Annotated in this window: 19 protein-coding genes; 8 read left to right on the forward strand and 11 right to left on the reverse strand. The window is 38.8% G+C overall.

Features of this window, described 5'->3' with window-relative positions:
- Positions 1-30: 30 nt before the first annotated feature.
- Positions 31-1545 carry a leucyl aminopeptidase gene (locus tag QNM16_RS04060; protein ID WP_284019308.1) on the reverse strand — a complete coding sequence of 505 codons (1515 nt, stop codon included), beginning with the start codon at positions 1543-1545 and terminating at the stop codon, positions 31-33.
- Between the two features lie 388 nt (positions 1546-1933).
- Between QNM16_RS04060 and msrA the strand changes: the two genes are divergently transcribed.
- The gene (msrA, locus tag QNM16_RS04065) at positions 1934-3145 is read left to right on the forward strand and encodes a peptide-methionine (S)-S-oxide reductase MsrA (protein WP_284019888.1); all 1212 of its coding nucleotides are present in this window, start codon (positions 1934-1936) and stop codon (positions 3143-3145) included.
- Positions 3146-3246: 101 nt separating this feature from the next.
- On the opposite strand, the gene QNM16_RS04070 is transcribed toward msrA, so the two are convergent.
- From QNM16_RS04070 to QNM16_RS04100, 7 genes are all read right to left on the reverse strand, one after another.
- The gene (locus tag QNM16_RS04070) at positions 3247-3603 is read right to left on the reverse strand and encodes a DUF6559 family protein (RefSeq protein ID WP_284019309.1); all 357 of its coding nucleotides are present in this window, start codon (positions 3601-3603) and stop codon (positions 3247-3249) included.
- A 333-nt stretch (positions 3604-3936) separates the two neighbouring features.
- Complete coding sequence (locus tag QNM16_RS04075; RefSeq protein ID WP_284019310.1) at positions 3937-4434, reverse strand: hypothetical protein; 498 nt, start codon at positions 4432-4434, stop codon at positions 3937-3939.
- 127 nt (positions 4435-4561) lie between these two features.
- The gene (locus QNM16_RS04080; protein WP_284019311.1) at positions 4562-4954 is read right to left on the reverse strand and encodes a hypothetical protein; all 393 of its coding nucleotides are present in this window, start codon (positions 4952-4954) and stop codon (positions 4562-4564) included.
- 80 nt (positions 4955-5034) lie between these two features.
- The gene (locus QNM16_RS04085; RefSeq protein WP_284019312.1) at positions 5035-5868 is read right to left on the reverse strand and encodes an acyl-CoA thioester hydrolase/BAAT C-terminal domain-containing protein; all 834 of its coding nucleotides are present in this window, start codon (positions 5866-5868) and stop codon (positions 5035-5037) included.
- 36 nt (positions 5869-5904) lie between these two features.
- Positions 5905-6582, reverse strand: a complete 678-nt coding sequence (locus QNM16_RS04090) for an alpha/beta fold hydrolase (RefSeq protein WP_284019313.1) — start codon at positions 6580-6582, stop codon at positions 5905-5907.
- 114 nt (positions 6583-6696) lie between these two features.
- Entirely contained in the window at positions 6697-7317 is a 621-nt protein-coding gene (locus QNM16_RS04095; protein WP_284019314.1) for a hypothetical protein, read from the reverse strand.
- A gap of 386 nt (positions 7318-7703) precedes the next feature.
- The gene (locus QNM16_RS04100) at positions 7704-7877 is read right to left on the reverse strand and encodes a hypothetical protein (RefSeq protein ID WP_284019315.1); all 174 of its coding nucleotides are present in this window, start codon (positions 7875-7877) and stop codon (positions 7704-7706) included.
- A gap of 584 nt (positions 7878-8461) precedes the next feature.
- Between QNM16_RS04100 and QNM16_RS04105 the strand changes: the two genes are divergently transcribed.
- Both QNM16_RS04105 and QNM16_RS04110 read left to right on the forward strand, forming a co-directional pair.
- A complete protein-coding gene (locus QNM16_RS04105; RefSeq protein ID WP_284019316.1) occupies positions 8462-8773 on the forward strand; it encodes a hypothetical protein in 312 nt (103 codons plus the stop codon).
- Complete coding sequence (locus QNM16_RS04110; protein WP_284019317.1) at positions 8770-10389, forward strand: PepSY-associated TM helix domain-containing protein; 1620 nt, start codon at positions 8770-8772, stop codon at positions 10387-10389. Before QNM16_RS04105 ends, QNM16_RS04110 begins: the two co-directional genes overlap by 4 nt.
- A 35-nt stretch (positions 10390-10424) precedes the next feature.
- On the opposite strand, the gene QNM16_RS04115 is transcribed toward QNM16_RS04110, so the two are convergent.
- Together QNM16_RS04115 and QNM16_RS04120 are read right to left on the reverse strand one after the other, a co-directional pair.
- Complete coding sequence (locus QNM16_RS04115) at positions 10425-12212, reverse strand: sensor domain-containing diguanylate cyclase (protein WP_284019318.1); 1788 nt, start codon at positions 12210-12212, stop codon at positions 10425-10427.
- An 89-nt stretch (positions 12213-12301) separates the two neighbouring features.
- Complete coding sequence (locus tag QNM16_RS04120; RefSeq protein ID WP_284019319.1) at positions 12302-12826, reverse strand: TetR/AcrR family transcriptional regulator; 525 nt, start codon at positions 12824-12826, stop codon at positions 12302-12304.
- Between the two features lie 136 nt (positions 12827-12962).
- On the opposite strand from QNM16_RS04120, the gene QNM16_RS04125 reads away from it, so the two are divergent.
- The 5 genes from QNM16_RS04125 to QNM16_RS04145 all read left to right on the forward strand — a co-directional run bounded on the left by QNM16_RS04125 (position 12963) and on the right by QNM16_RS04145 (position 18754).
- Entirely contained in the window at positions 12963-13181 is a 219-nt protein-coding gene (locus QNM16_RS04125; RefSeq protein WP_284019320.1) for a hypothetical protein, read from the forward strand.
- Positions 13182-13362: 181 nt separating this feature from the next.
- Positions 13363-13845 carry a 5-(carboxyamino)imidazole ribonucleotide mutase gene (gene purE, locus QNM16_RS04130; RefSeq protein ID WP_039610090.1) on the forward strand — a complete coding sequence of 161 codons (483 nt, stop codon included), beginning with the start codon at positions 13363-13365 and terminating at the stop codon, positions 13843-13845.
- A gap of 1 nt (position 13846) precedes the next feature.
- On the forward strand, positions 13847-14995 hold the full coding sequence (locus QNM16_RS04135; protein ID WP_284019321.1) for a 5-(carboxyamino)imidazole ribonucleotide synthase: 1149 nt from the start codon (positions 13847-13849) through the stop codon (positions 14993-14995).
- A 57-nt stretch (positions 14996-15052) separates the two neighbouring features.
- Positions 15053-15991, forward strand: coding sequence for a YeiH family protein (locus QNM16_RS04140; protein ID WP_284019322.1), 939 nt, complete (start codon positions 15053-15055; stop codon positions 15989-15991).
- Between the two features lie 279 nt (positions 15992-16270).
- Complete coding sequence (locus tag QNM16_RS04145) at positions 16271-18754, forward strand: prolyl oligopeptidase family serine peptidase (protein ID WP_284019323.1); 2484 nt, start codon at positions 16271-16273, stop codon at positions 18752-18754.
- 55 nt (positions 18755-18809) lie between these two features.
- On the opposite strand, the gene rrtA is transcribed toward QNM16_RS04145, so the two are convergent.
- Positions 18810-19412 carry a rhombosortase gene (gene rrtA, locus QNM16_RS04150; RefSeq protein ID WP_284019324.1) on the reverse strand — a complete coding sequence of 201 codons (603 nt, stop codon included), beginning with the start codon at positions 19410-19412 and terminating at the stop codon, positions 18810-18812.
- Positions 19413-19421 lie beyond the last annotated feature (9 nt).

Genomic DNA, 19421 nt, shown 5'->3' on the forward strand with positions numbered 1-19421 from the left:
TGCAATTGCATGGCCTTTTCTTAAAGTCGATTAGTTACCGCTTAATAGCCATTCACTCAGAATTCGTACGCCGTAACCTGTACCACCTGCTGGTACTTCATCTTTGGTTTTCTTAGAGATTGCATTACCTGCAATATCAAGGTGTACCCAACGCGTGTCACCAACAAATTGTTGTAGGAAAGTTGCAGCAGTTGTCGCACCTGGACCGTATGAGCCAACATTTGTCATATCTGCAATATCAGACTTAAGTGCATCTTTATAGCCTAGTGGTAAACGCCATACTTGCTCGTTAACAGTTTGGCCAGCGATGGTGAACTCTTTAACTAGTTCATCGTCTTCTGAGAAGATAGCTGAGTAGTCATTGCCAACTGCGCGGATTTTTGAACCTGTTAATGTCGCTAGGTCAACCATGATTTCTGGTTTGTAGAACTCACGTGCGTACCATAAAGCGTCACTTAGAATTAAACGACCTTCAGCGTCTGTGTTTAGTACTTCAACACTTAGGCCTTCAGCTGTGCGAAGTACATCACCTGGAGCGAAAGAATTTTCTGATACCATGTTTGCAGCCATAGGCATAACAGCAACCACGTTTACGTCTGCTTTTGCTTTAGCCATAGCCTGAACGGTACCAAGCACTGCAGCAGCACCGGCCATGTCAACTTTCATTAACGCAATAGACTTACCAGTTTTAACGTTATAACCGCCAGAATCAAATGTAATACCTTTACCAACTAATGCGATAGGTGTGTCGTTGTTACCTTTGTAGTGTGCGATAACTAGGCGTGAACCTTGTGCACTACCACGACCTACAGCTTCTAGTGCGCCCATGCCTAGTTCTTTAATTTCAGCAGGCTCTAGTACTTTTACTTCTACACCATATTGCTCTAGCTCTTTGGCAGCGTTTGCAAAATCAACAGGCGTCATTTCAGACGCAATTTCTGATGTTAAGTCACGCGCTAAGAATACACCAGATTGAATGTGCTCTAGGGTGATATATTCCTTAGCTGCTTTACGCTTGCTGTCAACATCGATGCTGTAACTTACATTAAAAGTGTTTGGCTCTTTTTTGTAAACTTCAAAAGTGTGGTCACGAAGGTTAATACCATGTGCTAATTGAGCTGCAAGTTGTGAGTTATTGATTTCACCGTCAAAGTCTTCAAAAGCAACTGCAACACTGGCTGATTTCTTGTCTTCTAACTTGGCATGTAAGTTACCGCCAAGTTTTGTCATTTTGCTTGCGTTTAGTTCGTCTTCTTTACCAAGACCAACCACAATAATGCGTTTATAGTCAGAGGAAACTGGCGCTAGTACTTCAACTGTTTTTCCAAATTTACCTTGGAAGTCTTCACTTTCTAATGCTCTGTTTAATTGCGCTCTAGTCGGTTTGTCTAGAAATTTGAAAGCCGCTTTTTTGTCTTCAGCTTTAAATACAACTAAAGAGTCTGCGTTATCAAGCGTAGAAGTGAATTGGATATCTGCAGCGTTTACAGAAACTGATGCACCAAGTGCGACAGCGATCGCTGAAAGGCGAGAGATAAAAGACATGTTTATAATCCTCTGGATATTGCGTGGCAACGTTTTACCTTATTTTACAATACATATTAATCTAATGTCGTTGAACCGCTCGTATTGTAGGTTAAGTTGCAATTGCAAAGAGCAGATAGTGAGTGTGGCAATCAGTTTTCACATGTGCGCACAGACTTAAAAGTTAGTTAAAAAATGTGTTTTTTATTCACAAAATTACTAGATAAACCAGTTACAGCGCAGTTTTTAGACCCAAGGTTTTATCAATACTATCCAAAAATTTGAAATTGTTTTATTCAAAGCACGGTCCCAATGATTAGACGATTACGATAGGAGCATCTAAGTGAAAAGGCAGATTACCTTTACTTTGTTACTGGGTTTATGTTCGGCTTTTAGCTATGGCGCCGATATGCCAAAGCCTGAAATGGAAAATGCGAGTGTGAATATTAAAACGCTTATTCTTGGCTCTGGTTGCTTTTGGGGACCAGAAAAGCGCTATGAAGCCATGAAAGGTGTGATTGATGCAGAGTCTGGTTATGCCGATGGTCGTGGTTTTAAAGCGACCTACAAAAATATTACCAGTCCTCGCAGACGTTTTGATGAGAACAATTATGCAGAAGTGGTAAAAGTTACCTACAACGCTAATTTGATTTCTACAGAGTCTTTGATCAAATCATACTTCGAAAGTCATGATCCTACGCAAAAGAACCGCCAAGGGAATGACGTAGGCACGCAATATCGGTCTATTATTTTGTTTGATACCGATGAACAAGCCAAGCAAGCCCATGAGTTAAAAGCGCGCTACCAATTGTTATTACAAAAAGCAGGTTATGGCGATATTCAGACTAAAATAAAGCCCCTTGAACGATTTTATTCCGCAGAAGAGTATCATCAAAATTATCTCGCGAAAAATCCCAATGGTTACTGCCCAGATCATAGTACTGGGGTGACGTTTGAAAAAAAAGAAGCAAATATTGTTGAGAACGACGCTTTAAAAAGAGGTAAGCACATAATAGTGTTGGATTCTCGCAGCTATTGTCCGTATTGTGAAAAGTTGAAAAGCACTGTGCTGAACGATTATCAAGGTTCTATACCTCTTCATTATAGATATGCCGACCAATTACAAGGTATTGACATTATGTCGGCTACTTGGGCAACACCGACTATCTTACTTATTGAAAATGGTAAAGAGGTTGCTGGTTATCAGGGCTTTATGAATAGAGAAACCTTTTACAAAGTGCTCGGCGCTTTTAAGCTCGGTGACACAGAAGCCTATAAGATTGCGTTTCAAAAAGGCACTGAGAGACCGTTTTGTAAGCAATACGATATTTTCAAAAATACAGGAGAAGGTGTGTTTGTCGATAAGCTCAGTGGCGCGCCTTTGTTTGATACAAAGGATAGATTTAATTCAGGTACTGGTTGGTTATCGTTTAAATATCCAGTAAAAGACAGCGTGACATATCATCAAGATTTAAGTTATGGCATGGTCAGAACTGAAATACGTTCTAAATCTACTGGTATTCATTTAGGTCACGTATTTGAAAACGAAGGACCAAACGGCACGGATAGATACTGTATTAATGCTAATGTTTTGGATTTTATTCCAAGTAATGAGAGCTAGCAGTATTTAAGCTTAGCATTGATAAGGTTTTTTAAGGTAAAATACGATACGAGCAGTCAAAGCACATTGCTAACGTTTTGACTGCTTATATTTTGTTCGCTTTAATCTGAACCACCATCACCAGAGGAGCCGACAGCATTTCCCTCCATAAAACTACCTGAGTCGATTGGTGACATATCCCCGTTAAAAAACGAATCAGATATTTCTTCTCGCATACTTTTATAATCACATACTTCACCGCGATCACTGTGCCATTTATCGAACTGTTTCATACTGGTATACAAAGCATGAGCGTAGCAAATATGTCTCCAGTTATAGCCTTCATCATGAATAGTCTTTTCAACTTGTCCAGTAGTATAGGTTTTACTCTTACCGTATCTGCGAGCAAGATCTTTACCAAGAGTAGATATGTAACTGCTGATTGCTTTTTTCTTTTTATATTTCGCGAAAAACATCATCTTTCCTTTAAAACGATAGAGAATGTAGAATTTTTATATTACAGGACAAATAGTACAGCACCTAATCGGATCTTAACTCTAATAGGGTTTGGAATGACTAAAGGTGAGTAGAGTAAACTTGAAGTTTATGCTGATGGTTTCTAAGGCTTGCAAACCGGTGAGGTGAAAAATGCATATAACTCGATAAATGCAGCTACAATCGCTGTGTAATAAAAGTACATAAATATAGACTATCAAGATATATTTAATTGGTTTTAACTGCTTCTCGATTGCTCCTTTGAATACACTACATGTTCAACATGCAGTGTTAAATCAAAATATTTCACAGAGGCTTTATTCTGTCCAGTAGATACTTGAACATTCAGCAGCAATTGAGCCTTTAAAATCCCAATTTCTAACTATATAGTGTTCGCTGCTTTTCTTTGCCCCATCAAGATATTCTCTATTGAGAGCAGGCATGTTACACGCTATTAATAGTGATTCTATCACTAAAATTTTGTCTTTATCATAGATCTCATTTTCATCAATATAACAGCGGCCAAACCTGACCGTTAAGTTACAATGCGACCAAAAGCGGCCTCTAAAATGTTCTTTTAAGCGCAGCCCAAAGCCGCGTGCATTATTTTCTGTGGGAGCGGTTTGTCCGATGTAAAGTAGTACATCTCTGCCGTATATAGGGTGTTCACCATAAATTTGATAGACACCGTGAGAATTAATAATATCTGGTGGCACATCCTCTGACAGAAAGTGTTCGAGAGTCTCGCGGTTACAACTTACTTCAAAAGGACCTTTCCATAAGATATCGACTTCGTTATAAAATTTATTATTCATATTTCCAACCCAATGAAACAATAAAATGGCGTTTTACATGAATGTCTAAATTTTTATTTAAAAAATTCATATCAGTATTCTTTTTAAATTAGTGGTAACTGGTGTATTCAATGAAGTAACAAGCTTTTTACGTGTTATCTGCAATCGACAGTAGGTCTTTATTACTCCACTCAAGATATGCAAGGCCAGTGACAAAAAAGCCTTCTAAGCTGATAAATACTAACCCGATCATGCTAGCAGTTTGCTTGTAAAACACAACGAGTGCACAACATAGTGCGGCCCATACAATGTTTGAAAATATAAGTAAGGTAATTAACCGAGCTTGTCTATTTTTAGAAAAAGCGAGCGACAATGCATAAACGCCGTAACAGATATTCATTGTCGCTAAAAACAGTATCAAGGATGCAGGTAAGTTATATAGATGGCTAAACCAATTGTTTAAAAGTAGTAAAAGAATGCCTACAACTAAACCAGCGCTGCCATCTAAGTGAAGAATATTTTCCATTTTAAAATGACTCATCCGTAAAGCTTTTCCTTAATATAAGCTGATGTGCTAAGTGCGCAGTAAGTAATCAGTTTTTTGCTTGTAAATTTTCCAAACTATAATGTACTCAGAAAATGATTAATTATCGACTTTTTAATTCTAGGTGCTGTTTCTTGGCTAAACCCATGACCAGTTTTATATGAGTTATGCACTACTTTATGTTGGAACTGCCTATTTTTTAAGTACAACTCAATGTCCTTTGCCATTTGGTAGGAAGGCCAAATTTGATCGTTTTCTGCTGAAATCAATAAAATTGGACCGTTGATATTCTCAAACTTAAATAAAGATTTTTTCACTAGAATTTCGTCATCTAACGCAGCGTTAAACCTGTTTAATAATGTTGCATTTGAATCTAAGCCCAGAGCTAATGCCGGGATGTCTTTACCATCCATTGTCCATGCAGACTTAGGCATAGTTAAACCATTCCAAGCAACTTTACTTGGTGTAGTCACGACGACAGATTTAATTCTTAAGTCTAAGCTAGCAAGTAAGAATGCAGCTTCAGAGCCTCTAGAACCGCCAACCACCCCAATTTTTGAGCTATCTATTGATGGGTGAGTGTCAAGATAATTTATTGCATCGATAAAATACTCCATTGGGATCTGATCTAACGTTTGCGGAATGCCTTTGTCTTTAAAATAAGCTAAACCAAGCACCGCTATACCATGGGGGGCAATCATTTCACCATTTGCATTGCCAGTGCCTAAGCCTCCTTCAGAACCGCCGAAAGCTATCACAGCAGGTACTTTACCTTTTACCCTTGGTAGATATAAATTAGCGACCAAGCCATTATGATCTACCTTATTTATGTCATATTGATGGTCTTGTGCTTTTAACAAAGCGGGCATCAGGGAAAATATGAGATATAAAGAGAGTAGAAATTTATGCATATTGTTTCCTTGTTGTTTTAGACCCTTTAGTACATTTTAATTAGTATATTTTTGTAAAAATTGGTTTAGTATTTCACCGACCAGTTTTGGTGATTCTTGATGAGAGGAATGAGCTGTCAGCGGTATATTGGCAAAACTACAATTTGATATTCTTGTTTTGAGTGCGACCGCTTCATCTAATGAGAATAAAAAGTCGTTGTCTCCGCGCATGACCAGAGTAGGACACTTGATAGTTTCGACGGCAATATCTGGGTAACCCGATGCTGTTGTATCAAGCCATACATCTTTCACTGTATGCAACAGTTTTGAAAAATTCGGTTCTGGATTGTTCTCTTCGTAATATGCAACTTCATTAGCAAATTGCGATAGCCAATCATCTTTATTTAAAGCGCTTAACAATTCTATGGAAGGGTCATTTGGCTTAAGTCGCCATTGTGCTCCAAGTGTAACTAAGCAATTTACTCTGTCAGGCTCGCGTGCTGCCAGCCGATAAGCCACAATACCTCCGTCAATAAAACCAAAAATTGAATACTGACCGACGTCTAGATGATTAAGTAGTGCTTGAATATCTTTTTGATATTGCAGGTAGCTAAGAGACTGTTCACCTAAAAGTGATTTACCATGTCCTCTAAAGTCTACACGGATAACTTGATAGTTCGAGGCGACATAGGGGGAAATACTGTTTAGTTCATCCATTGAACCTAGGCCCGCCATGTAGCATCAATAATGGTTTACCTTTTGGGTTTCCCGAGACATCAAAATAGAGGCTCATATTATCGATGTTTATATATCCGTTTTTATTTTTCATGAGATTTCTCAATAAGTTTGTTAAAAGCAGGTGCCATTTTGATACTGGATAATAGAGAATATTTTGATTGAGTTGCATTCATACTCGTTCGCGGAGTTATTATTGGCGCAGTATGATGATTCAACTCCTAACACACAGTCTGCAGATAACAGCTTAGGACAGACATCATTCGCTTCACCTTTTACAAAATATGTTTGACTGTTGCTAGGTTGTATTACAGAGAATACGACCCCAAAGTTACCCCTTGCCAATGGGCCACATTCATAGGGTTTGACCTTAACTGTTTGCACAAAGCTACAAGAGGGCAACAGTACTGTGATTATAAGGAAGGTGACTCTTCTTATCATTTTTTCATCTCTTAATTCAATTTCACGGTAGCAGCATTGTGTTTGATTATTTACTTTGTAAAACTGATATAGCTCATTATATGACTCAAATTCGTTTAGCCGCTTTGCGAATACTGGAGAATAGGCCCATTCTTCGAAGAAATGGGTCAAGTCTTGTTTTGAATTGCGTTTAACAAATTGAATAAATTGCTCTGTGGTTGCCCCAGTTGCATAAAATGTTCGATAAAAGCCACCTATAATGTGATTGAACTCATTTTTACCAACAAGATCATAGAGTAAGTGGAAAAATATCATGCCTACTGTATAGGAATTTAGATTTTTTTCCGTGATCAATAAATGGGCTTTGACTATATGATTCCTTTATTGTGATTTAATTTTAGGAAATGATGTCAACCTTCGGCTCTCATATCGTGACAGCCGATAATCAAATTACTGACTTTAAAATGTACAATAATTTTATGGAGAAAACAGTGATATGAATCAAGTGATTAAATCAATTCAGTCTGCTCCAATTTGTATGATTGAGGTAATTTATTAGATAGTGTTGTTTTTCAATATGAGATAAAGGTTAAGTTTTGCAGATCGAGCATAAAGATTTTTTGCTGCCAACAAAGAAATGAAGGTCAGATAAAAATAAGATGCTAAGTTTGTTTATGTGTCATTTGTATTAAAAGCGAATATTAAGAATTTGGCTTTTTACTCAAGCTAGTTACCATGCCAACAGCTGAACCAAGTATTAGCCCAAGCCCTAAGTTATCAGTGAATTCTCCAAAAATTATTCCTATACCTGCACCTAAAGCGATACACAAACCCATATTGTTATTTTTGGTCGTCATTTTTCTTTTGTTTGCCATTTTTGTTTATCTTGAAGGTAGTGGTTGAGCTTTGGTTGATAATAAAGCGTAAATCAGAATGTTAGAAGGAAACTAAATATAGTGACGTTTGTCAACTTTGCTTATATTACACAAACGATTTTACTGTGTTGAAAGAAAAAACCACTTTATTTAACATAACATTCTAGTGTTTTGTTTTATATGAACAAATTAATTTATTAGAACATCCCATACCATTATATGTAATAAAAACCATTCTCATTACATTTAAGCTGTGCAATGATGTTCCTATTATGTTTATAATCCCGCATCCCAAATACTCTCATTACTAAGGACAGGAGCATAAGTTTGTACGCGTTTCTGATGGTGCTATTAATAAGTACTGGTGCAATTTTTTTATATTTGTCTAATAGACACCAAAGATTATTAAAAAAGCCGCTCTCTAAGGCATATCAAAAAGTAGGCTATGGATTGTTTGCCATAGCAATTTTGGTAGGGGTTTTTAATTTTGTTGGCTCGGCAGGTGTATTCATTTGGATCTTAATTCTAATGGTCGCTTTATTTTGTTTCCCGTTTATTGCGCTATTTATTAAAAGGAATTGAGCATGTCAAAAACAGACAAAATCCAACCACATTGGTGGAGTAAAACTTTAGCAGGGGTGTTCGCAGGTTTTTTCTTAGCACTTGGCCTTGTTGGGATTTTTGCATGGCTTGGCCCGACTGGTCTTACAGAGCAAATTACGCCAGAGCAAAGATCCTGGAAAACACAATTTAATATGTGGATGATCGCACCTTTGTGGTGTTTGATCTTGAGCTTTGTTTATATGTTTAAAACTGGCAAACAAGCTTGGTTGTATCTTGGCAGTGGTGCTGTTTTATCAATTGCAATTGTCTATGCATTAAGGAGTTACCTATGAAAATTAGGTCAGATATTTTAAGGACATACCAAAGCCTGCATACCTGGACAGGTATCACAGCCGGTTTGTTACTATTCATAGGCTTTTTTGCTGGTGCGCTTACCATGTTTAGCTCTGCAATTAACGATTGGGCAACACCGCCAGAGTATCAATTACCTCAGGTAAAGACGGATGAGCATGATGTTCTACTACAACAGGTTTTGTCTTCAAGCCCTGAAGCACTCAAAGGAGTAACTGTCAGTTTTGAAGAAAGCAGTTCTCCAATATCATGGTACGGACACGGCTCAGCACGTGGCTTTTCGATGGATGATCAAGTATGGCATGCAACCCTAAATGAACAGGGCGACATGATCACTGAACTTCGCCATGTTAATGAGCTGTCTATGCTGGTGGACTACTTACATCGTTCAGCAGGGATTATGGGTGAACTTGGTCATGATCAAGCGGGAGTGTATGTGCTTGGCATTGCAGCATTTTTATATTTTATTGCCCTTGTGTCTGGAGTAGTTTTTTTACTACCCAGTTTAGTCAAAAGTTTTTTTGCCCTGAGAAAAGAAAAAGGTGCAAACCGTTTTTGGTTAGACTCACATAACCTTGTTGGTATTGCGAGTTTACCGTTTCATATTATTATCGCAGTAACCGTCATTGTTTTTTCTTTTCATGATTTATTTTACGGCGGCCTGAGTCAAGTTTACGGTGATAAACCAATGTTTGGTGGCGGTGAAGCGCATGAAGAGGTTAAGTATGAATTAAAAGATCTGCCATCTTTAAATCAAATTAAGCAAGCAGCATTAATTTATGCACCTGGTTATGAGGTAAAAAGCATTAGTTTGAGCCGTTTAAAATCTGAACACCCATCTACTACGGTGATGATTATTAGTGATCGTACTTTAATGCGTGGCCCACACAATGATTATGTGTTTATGAACCCTTTTACATTAGAAGTTGACTCTAGCAGTGTAACGAATGAAACTGGGCAACAAGGGATTTGGGGGGCTGTTGTAACAAGCTTTTTTGGACTGCATTTTGGGAGTTATGGCGGTGAACTCGGTCGTTGGCTTTATTTTGTGATGGGTTTAGGCGGCGCATTCTTATTCTACAGTGGAAACCTAATATGGCTTGAAAAAAGACGTAAAAAGCAAACACTAGAACAAAGCCGTTCAAGTCATTTCATGGCTAATTTAACCATAGGTGTTACGCTTGGCTGCGCCATTGGACTCGCAGGAGTCTTCGCTTCCAGTAAGTGGCTAAGCTTGGCTGATTGGAACATCAATATTGCTTACATGTGGATTTATTACACCTTGTTCCTTGGCACAATGGCGAGTGCTTTTATTTTAGGTGCAGCAAGATTTAGTATCCTTGGTTTGAAACTGTTTATCGTCTTGTGTTTGGCAGTACCACTTAACTCCTTGATTGCTATTGTTTTGCCTTCAATTGGTATTTGGGGGCCTGATTCACTTGCAGATCTAGGTGTTGAGTTGGGCATAGTTGGGTTTGCAATGGCTGCTTTATTTGCATTGAAACACGTTAAGAATCGTGTTTACCAAGGTGAAGAAAACAGTATTTGGTACTGCCCAACAGTCAGTAAAAATCAAAAGGCGGTGAGATTAGTTTAACGTAACAATTTAAAAGGGCGGTCGTCTCCTGACATTTATGTATCTAGTACTGAGCCAAGCGACACTTGGTTCCGCCCATGTTGCTTGGCAAAATACAGTGCCATATCTGACTGCTTGACAAGTTGATGTGGCTCTAAATCCACCCCCCAACGTGTGGCGATTCCAATGCTGACCGTTAATTTGATGACGGAGTTTTCAAATCTTACTAAAGATGCTTCTGTGTGCTTCCTTACTTGCTCAGCTAGTTCGAACGCATCCCCTTCATTGCATTCAGGTAATAATATACAAAACTCTTCACCGCCATAGCGCGCTATTACATCACCAGCTCGTGTACAGGTATTTTTTAGCACATCGGCAATGTGTGCAATGCATTTATCTCCACATTGGTGTCCATAGGTATCGTTTATTTTTTTAAAGTGATCAATATCAATCATTAGTAAACTAACCGAATGACCAAAACGTTTTGCCCTCAAACATTCTGTATTTAGTGCGTCGTTGAGGCTGCGTCTATTAAAAATTTGCGTAAGCTCATCGATACGTGAAATATGTTTAAGCTTATCATAAGCCGTTTGAAGCTCTTTAGTTCTATTAATCACTTCTGACTCTAGTCGCTGATTTGCTTTGCGAATTTCGGTCATGCTACGAGCTTGCGCGACAAAGCGTTTTCTGCGCTCGGAGTTTATTCTTTCAGCCATTGCAAACGACAAACATGCTACTTCTATCGATGTGCCAATGGTTAATGCATGTTCTGTAAACCAGTTATTTGGTAAAAAATTAAGTTTGTTTGCCGCTAAAATAAGGCCGCCACATAAAGCGGCGTTCCATGCTAGAGAGTAATATGTAGAAAAATGCGTGCCTTCAAACAATTTAACGGTTCTGGTGATGACACCCCAAGCACATGCGACAGACGCATACAAAATAATAACACGGATCATAGTACCGTAAGTAAAGTACATGGATGCAAACAACAAACATATACCAATTAATGAAATGACTAAGCAACCTCGATACAAAATCAGGCTATTTTTTTGTAACTCTAATAGTTTGATAATAAAGAAAGTACCAGCTAGTACAGCTGCGACAAGAAAAAACAAAATAGATTGATCGTTCCACCACAGGCTTTCTTGCCATAAATACCGAAAAGCGAGACCTGATAGACTAAAGTAGAATGCTATGATGGCAGACACATATACAACATAATAGAGGAACGTCTCATCTTTGAGTGAAACGTACATGAAGATGTTGTATATCACCATAATGCTCATCAAACCAAAATAAATGCCTAAAAAAAGCGTATTTAATTGATCGGTTTCGTAAAACTCTGCTTGTTCCCAAAGCCTAATAGGCAATTGTACAGCGCTAGTAGACTCTACCTGAATATAAAGGGATAGTGGTCCATTGACTTCTTTTTTTATCGGTAAAATAAAGTTGTGATGCTTAATCAAGCGGTCATTAAAGCGCTGTTTGTCACCAAGTTTAGCGTAGCTAAGCACATCATCTTCCTGCATCAAATAAAGTTTCAAACTGTCTAACACGGGGTAGGCGATTTCAATAAGGTATGTTCGGTTGTTGTTTGGTAATACAAAATCAACTTTTACCCAAAACGTTTGGTCAGTGTAACCGAGATTAAAGTTGTTTACGCTATTGGTACTCCAGTGATTTTGGGGCAATGAGAGCACATCAACGATGCCAAAATTATTATCGCTTAAATATTGGCTGCCTGCACTTAAATTCGTGTACTTGCCGTTCGTGAGCGTAAGATCAGACTCAGCTGCATTAAGATATTGTGTGTAACAAAACAGCAATACGAATAAAATTTTCACAAGCGATAGTTTTTATGTTGACTCTCACTAAAGCTTAGAAGTGTATGGTCTAATGAGCAAAGATATAAAAAGAACACATCATACAATTTTTATGTGTGTATCATTTGTAACTTCGCAGTAAGAAGGGAAACTAAATCAACAGGACTAAGATGTTCATTATTCAAGCCATAAATTAGCGTCATGAAATAACAATCCATCATTGCTGTGGCTTTGACTTCATCATATTTATGACCTTCAAAAAGCATATGTTTAAACTCAGTAAGCTGGTCTTCAAAAAAGGCGCTATGCCACATTAAATCTTGTAAAAGCGCTTTGCTGAAAGGGCGGTTTTCGCAGTAAAAACGATATAAAAACTTAGCATAGTGCCTAAGACGTAATCGAGGACTTGTCTGTTCATTCTCTCGATGGGCTGTTTTCAGTACTTCATCAATACGTTGGTGCATTGCCAACTTTAAAATATCGATTTTATTAGGAAAGTGGCTAAACACCGTGCCTGTCGCAACAGAAGCTTGCGTTGCTATTTGTCTAGTTGTGGTTTCAGCATAGCCGTGTTCTTGAAATAAATTCCAGCTTACGTCTAGTATCTTTTGAGCTGTGATTTCTCTTTTTTTCATATTAAATCAACGTTTTGAGTACATAGGCAAGCTTATCATAAATCACGACAAATGTAACAATCTTATCTATAGTATTGACAAAATTGAGCGCGCTCATTAAATTAATTGAGCGCGCTCAATTTACTGGAGGTGTTTCATGCTATCGCGAATCATTGGTTATATTTTATTTGTCCCATTTATTGCTTTTTACAGTTATGTCCTAGGTCCTGTACTTAAGTTAATCCTCATCCCTGGGGGATTGCTACTATTTGTATGTATTTTTGGTCCAAAAGAGTTTTCTATACATTGGCGTGCTGCTTTTCGTAAACAACCGAATAAGCTAAAGTCTGTTACTGACAGGCAGGTTGTTGGCTAGCCTGTTTTTAAAAGTACATTCTTTGCAATGAGTTATCTTGGCAATTAAAAAACCGCGAGCTGCGGTTTTTTAGTTATTGGTACTCGCTTTAACCTATCACTCGGGTATAATACGCATGATTTCGGCGCAACCCCTTTAGCGCTGTAGTAAGTATCGTTTAATTTAGAATTGAGGATTTATTATGACGGTTGGCATTATCATGGGCTCTAAGTCGGATTGGCCTACAATGCAACATGCGGCAGATATGTTAGATAAGTTTGGCATTGAGTATGAAACGAAGGTGGTTTCGGCGCATCGTACTCCTCAATTATTGGCCGATTATGCATCATCGGCTGCTGATCGCGGCATCAAGGTTATCATCGCAGGTGCAGGCGGTGCAGCACATTTACCGGGCATGGCAGCTGCGTTTACTAGTTTGCCTGTACTAGGTGTTCCAGTTAAATCTAAGACGCTAAATGGCGTTGATTCTTTACTTTCTATTTGTCAGATGCCAAAAGGTGTTGCTGTAGGTACACTGGCAATTGGTGATGCTGGTGCTGCAAATGCTGGTTTGCTAGCTGCTCAAATCCTAGGTTGCCAACAACCAGAGATTTTTGAGAAAGTAGAAGCGTTCAGAAAAGCACAGACTGAAACAATTCTAGCTAACCCTAATCCTGCTGAGTAACATGAAGGTATTAGTTCTAGGCGCGGGTCAATTAGCCCGCATGATGAGCCTAGCTTCTACACACTTGGGAATTAGTGTTTTGGCTTACGATGTAGGCTCTAAGCAAGTTATTAACCCAGTGACTTTTGAAGTAAAATCAACCACGCTCGAACAAGAAGTAGAACAATCTTACGCGATTACAGCTGAGTTTGAACACATCCCTGAAGATGTTTTAAATATCTGCCAACAAAGCGGTAAGTTCTTTCCAGGCGCTGAGTCCATCGCAACAGGTGGTGATCGTAGTAAAGAAAAAGCCTTGTTAGACAATGCACATGTCCCTTGTGCTCCCTATGCTTTGATAACAGAAAAACAGGCATTTATTAACGCAATAGATGAACTAGGCTTACCCCTAGTGATTAAAACTTGTCAGGCAGGCTATGACGGCAAAGGGCAATGGCGCTTGAAAACGCCCGATGATGCCGAACAAATATGGTCTGAAATGAAAGACTTTTTGGACTCTGGCACTGAGGCTGCACCTCACTCCATTATTGCAGAAAAGATGATCCCATTTGATAGGGAAGTTTCTATTATAGGTGTTCGAGCTAGAGATGGTCAGTGCAAGGTTTACCCTTTGACTGAAAATCAGCACACCAATGGTGTTTTAACTTTATCTATTGCTGGTAAAGAAAAAGCAGCAATACAAGCACAAGCCGAATCTGCCTTTGAGAAACTAGCGACAGAGTTAAATTATGTTGGCGTTTTGGCTATTGAGTTTTTCGATGTAGGTGGTCAACTGCTTGTCAATGAAATTGCGCCTCGAGTGCATAACTCAGGACATTGGACTCAACAGGGGGCACATACTAGCCAATTCGAAAATCACATGCGTGCAATTACAGGTTTACCAGTTGGTTCGACGAAACTGGTTAGGCCAACCGCTATGATTAACGTACTTGGACAGCCTTCAATACCTTATACTGTGCTTGGCGTACAAAACTGTACTAGTCATTGGTATGGTAAAGAGTCAAAACCAGGCCGAAAAATGGGTCATATAAATGTGTCAGCAGATAACCTGCATGAACTTGGAGAGAGGCTAGCTGAGCTTGCTGAGTTACTCCCAGAAGATGATTATCCGGGTGTCAGCGTTACAAGCCACGCCTTGATTTTAAACTAAAAAAAGCCGAGCAGTAGCTCGGTTTTTTATTGTATTCAGTCTTTATTAAGCTCTATCATGGCCAAGATTAACCTGAATTACCTCAAAGCCCTATACCTGCTCTGCTTTTTAGCGTGTATTAGTCCAATTGTTGGTTCTGCTACAGCATTATTTATGGGTATTACTTTTGCGCTTTTACTTGGTAATCCGTTAGAGATTCAAAGTGCAAATTTATCGAAGTTACTGCTCAAAATTTCAGTTATTGGATTGGGTTTTAACGTTGATATTATGCAAGTACTTGAAGTAGGGCGCAGCTCAATTGTTCTAACTATTGTTAGTATTACCGCAATTATTGGTCTGGGCGAAATTCTCACTCAGCTTTTTCGATTAAATAAAAATACTGGCACACTAATTTCATTTGGTACAGCTATTTGCGGTGGTAGTGCAATAGCGGCGATGGCTCCAGTGATTAAGGCGAAACAAGACGAAATTGCTGTTGCTTTAGCAATTGTATTTTCGCTCAATGCTGTTGGTTTATTAATATTTCCATGGCTTGGGCACTATTTTGAATTAAGTCAGAGTCAGTTTGCAATGTGGAGTGCGCTAGCAATTCATGATACGAGTAGTGTCGTTGGCGCAGCAGCTGCTTATGGCCCGGTTGCACTTGCTATGGCAACCACGATTAAGCTGACTCGTGCGATGTGGATAGTTCCCTATACTGCGTTAGCAGGTGTATTCTGGCGCTCAGAGGAGCGTGCAAGCATTCCATTATTTATTGTTGGTTTTTTGTTTGCCGCAGGTATCAATACGTGGGTCCCTGAACTTAAGATGGTATGGCAACTAGGCTATGAGGGGGCAAAATCGCTATTGGTGGGTACTTTGTTTTTGATTGGTTCGGGAATATCGAAAAAAGTATTGCAACAATGTGGTTGGCAACCTTTCATTATGGCGCTGATTTTATGGGCAATTGTGAGTGCAGTCATACTAATATTAATTCTTGATGGATTTATTAAATAAATTTACTAAATTTTTTTGAACCTTTTAAAATTGCGCTAGTCTGAATATTTGAGGCTTGGATATGCCTCATTTCATATTCGTTGTCTATCAACGACTATGTGAGCGCAGAGAGTATTTGGCCAGTAGCTTTACTGGCCTTTTTTTACCCTCCATTGTTGCTGTTTTGTGAACACACCTGCAAACAAGCTAAAAACTTTGTTTATTGGTCTTAAACCTATCGAATAATGTTCTATCTTTTGTTTAAATTGCGCCGATTTAATTCTTAAAAGAAGAGCTCTAATGAAAAAATCCCTATTGAGCATTGCCGTTGCAGGATTACTGCTAACGGGTTGTCAAACAACAAGTCAACAATCTGAACTTGAAGGTGTGAATAACACGAAAAAAGCGGCAGTTCAAAACGTACAAACACCACTTGACTTTGGTAGCGAAAATATCACGCTTGAGCAAGCTATGGCGGATCCAGATTGGATTAGTCGTTCACCAGAAGATGCTTATTGGGGTGCTGACAGCAATACTATTTACTTTGATCAAAAACAGGTTGGTAATCAGCTAAGAGACACTTTTTCAATAAATAGTAAAGGAACACTGCCAGTTTCTTTGTCAAACTTACACAAAATTGGTAGTGATGAAGCTATATACTCTTCAGATGGCAAGTTTCAAGCTTACACATTCCAAGACAATATTTTTGTTAAAAAGGTAGCAACGCAAGAGGTTAAGCAATTAACCCGTACGAGCGCAAAAGAAGAAATCATACAGTTTATGTTATCTGGTGAACTAGCATTTAAAGTTGGCCATACAATATTTTCAGTTGATGTGACTACAGGTCTAACTAAAGAGTTAGTTAAAATCAACAAAGGTAATAAGCCAGTTGGTACGCAAGAACCAAGTACTTATATTGCGAAAGAACAGCACAAACTTATAGACTATGTCGCTCTTACACACAAAAATGCGTTAGATACAGAAACTCGACAAGCTAATATTGAGTCTGAAAATAACTCTATTGCAAATCAACAACTATATATCGGTGAAGGTTACGAACTTGTAGAATCAAGCATTTCGCCAAAGGGTGATAAGTTAATTGTTGTTGTTAGCAAAGCGCATATGGTTTCTCAAGAAACGAAAAAAGACATCATGCCAAATTATATTGGGCAAGATGGAAATATTGACCCAGTTCAAGCGCGAAGCCGTGTAGCAGACAATAAACCTGTAGAAGTCGAAGTGAGATATTTTGATCTGAAAACAGGCGAGCAAAAAGACATTGGCTTTGAAACCCTGCCGGGCTTTGACGAAGATGTTTTAGCTGATGTGAAAAGAGAGAATGCACAAGAAAAAGGTGAAACTTATAAGTCTAAGAAATCACCTCGTTCTATCAAGCTTATGCTAGATTGGTACTGGACTCAATCTCCTATTCAATGGAACACTAAAGGTGATCAAGTTGCATTGATGTTCAAAGCTTGGGACAACAAAGACCGTTGGATTGCAACGCTAGACTTTGACAAAGGTGAACTTGAGCCGCAGCATAGGCTACATGACAAAGCTTGGGTTAACTATGCATATAATGACTTTGGTTGGCTTAATAACGAAGATACGTTATTTTTCTTGTCTGAAGAGACCGGGTATAGCCATTTATATGTTAAGCCGATTGATGGAAAAGCAAAGCAACTTACATCTGGTAAATTTGTAGTATCTGAGCCAAAGCTAACTCGTGATAACAGTAAGTTTTTCTTTAAAGCGAACGTAGATCACCCTGGCATTTATGAGATTTACACCGTTGATGTAAACACAAAAGAAAAATCAGCAATTACTGATTTGAATGGTTTAACCGACTACTCACTGAGCCCTGACGAGTCAAAAGTTTTACTTAAGCACTCCAAAATAATGATGCCTACGGAGCTTTACGTTGCGGATGCTAAGCCTAACGCTCAGCCAAAGCGTCTAACCAATACGGTTTCTGACGAGTTCTTAAATAAAAAACTGATTGCACCTAAGATTGTTGCTGTGCCATCTAGCCACACAGACGCACCGATTTATGCGAAAGTTTATTATCCAGCTGATTATACGCCAGGTGAAACAGGTAAAAAGCGCAAAGCGGTTATCTTTAACCATGGTGCAGGCTACCTTCAAAACTCACATATGGGTTGGTCGGTTTATTTCCGCGAGTTTATGTTCCACTCACTACTAGCAAGTGAAGGTTATGTGGTGATGGATATGGATTATCGTGCGTCGAAAGGTTATGGCCGCGACTGGCGTACAGCCATTTATCGTCAAATGGGTACGCCAGAGATCCAAGATTTAGCCGATGGCGTTAAGTGGATGAGCGAGCATGCTAACGTCGACGCAGGTTCTGTGGGCACATACGGTGGTTCATATGGCGGCTTTATGACGTTTATGGCATTGTTCACACAGCCTGAGCTGTTCCAAGCAGGTGCAGCGCTTCGTCCGGTTACTGATTGGGCATACTATAATGACCCATATACGTCTAACATTTTGAACAGGCCTGATGTAGATCCAATTGCATATAAAAGAAGTTCACCAATCTACTTTGCTGAAGGTTTAAATAAACCTCTGTTAATCAATGCGCCAATGATTGACGATAATGTGTTTTTCCAAGATGTTGTTCGATTAGTGCAGCGTTTCATTGAACTTGAAAAAGAGAACTTTGAAACTGCAATTTACCCAGTGGAACCACACGGTTTTGTTCAACCCTCAAGCTGGTTAGATGAATACCGTCGTATATACAAATTATTTAAAGAGAACCTTTAATAACGACAAAAAAGGCCAGCATCATGCTGGCCTTTTCATTTTAAAATGTACGCTGTTACTTCGTTTCGGATTTATTAAGCCCTAAACTTTGTGTAAATAAAGGAATAGCTAGCACAAGCCCGCCTAAAGCACCAATAAGGTGTGATTCAATTGCAACGCGAGAGTCAATTAAGTTACCTACATCAGTACTCGGTCCTGCATATTGTTCCCAAGCCAATTTACCTACAATACCCAAGAATAAAAGAATACCTGTAGGTTCTTTTACTTGAATATCTTTTAGTGCACCCCAAACAATAATTCCATGTAGCAATCCGCTTAATCCGGTGTATACTCTGATGTCTGGACAAAATAGCCAAATGCCTAACCCAGTCCAAAGCCCTAGTAATAATACATGAGCAAAATAGCGTTTTATTGATGTGTGTTCTGCGTGCAGTACCCAAATAAACAAAATACCGACTAGGTTCAAACCTAAATGTGTCCAATTGGTATGAATATATTGGCTACTCCAAATTCGCCATACTTGACCATCAGTGATCAATTGACGGTGAAATTCAAGTGTATCTCGCATATCGAATGCCATTAATAAAGTGGCAATTATCGCTAATACCAATGGCGGTACGATATACTGAGGGCTTACAGGAAGGTTGAAACCAAGCATGCTATGTCT

The organism is Pseudoalteromonas umbrosa, assembly GCF_030125375.1.
In the GTDB taxonomy this organism is placed as follows: domain Bacteria; phylum Pseudomonadota; class Gammaproteobacteria; order Enterobacterales; family Alteromonadaceae; genus Pseudoalteromonas; species Pseudoalteromonas umbrosa.

Bases quoted from the DNA above. Each gene is read 5' to 3' on its own strand.
- QNM16_RS04060 (WP_284019308.1), bottom strand. From the start codon at position 1,545: ATGTCTTTTATCTCTCGCCTTTCAGCGATCGCTGTCGCACTTGGTGCA.
- msrA (WP_284019888.1), top strand. From the start codon at position 1,934: ATGCCAAAGCCTGAAATGGAAAATGCGAGTGTGAATATTAAAACGCTT.
- QNM16_RS04070 (WP_284019309.1), bottom strand. From the start codon at position 3,603: ATGATGTTTTTCGCGAAATATAAAAAGAAAAAAGCAATCAGCAGTTAC.
- QNM16_RS04075 (WP_284019310.1), bottom strand. From the start codon at position 4,434: ATGAATAATAAATTTTATAACGAAGTCGATATCTTATGGAAAGGTCCT.
- QNM16_RS04080 (WP_284019311.1), bottom strand. From the start codon at position 4,954: ATGAGTCATTTTAAAATGGAAAATATTCTTCACTTAGATGGCAGCGCT.
- QNM16_RS04085 (WP_284019312.1), bottom strand. From the start codon at position 5,868: ATGCATAAATTTCTACTCTCTTTATATCTCATATTTTCCCTGATGCCC.
- QNM16_RS04090 (WP_284019313.1), bottom strand. From the start codon at position 6,582: ATGGCGGGCCTAGGTTCAATGGATGAACTAAACAGTATTTCCCCCTAT.
- QNM16_RS04095 (WP_284019314.1), bottom strand. From the start codon at position 7,317: ATGATATTTTTCCACTTACTCTATGATCTTGTTGGTAAAAATGAGTTC.
- QNM16_RS04100 (WP_284019315.1), bottom strand. From the start codon at position 7,877: ATGGCAAACAAAAGAAAAATGACGACCAAAAATAACAATATGGGTTTG.
- QNM16_RS04105 (WP_284019316.1), top strand. From the start codon at position 8,462: ATGTCAAAAACAGACAAAATCCAACCACATTGGTGGAGTAAAACTTTA.
- QNM16_RS04110 (WP_284019317.1), top strand. From the start codon at position 8,770: ATGAAAATTAGGTCAGATATTTTAAGGACATACCAAAGCCTGCATACC.
- QNM16_RS04120 (WP_284019319.1), bottom strand. From the start codon at position 12,826: ATGAAAAAAAGAGAAATCACAGCTCAAAAGATACTAGACGTAAGCTGG.
- QNM16_RS04125 (WP_284019320.1), top strand. From the start codon at position 12,963: ATGCTATCGCGAATCATTGGTTATATTTTATTTGTCCCATTTATTGCT.
- purE (WP_039610090.1), top strand. From the start codon at position 13,363: ATGACGGTTGGCATTATCATGGGCTCTAAGTCGGATTGGCCTACAATG.
- QNM16_RS04135 (WP_284019321.1), top strand. From the start codon at position 13,847: ATGAAGGTATTAGTTCTAGGCGCGGGTCAATTAGCCCGCATGATGAGC.
- QNM16_RS04140 (WP_284019322.1), top strand. From the start codon at position 15,053: ATGGCCAAGATTAACCTGAATTACCTCAAAGCCCTATACCTGCTCTGC.
- QNM16_RS04145 (WP_284019323.1), top strand. From the start codon at position 16,271: ATGAAAAAATCCCTATTGAGCATTGCCGTTGCAGGATTACTGCTAACG.
- rrtA (WP_284019324.1), bottom strand. From the start codon at position 19,412: ATGCTTGGTTTCAACCTTCCTGTAAGCCCTCAGTATATCGTACCGCCA.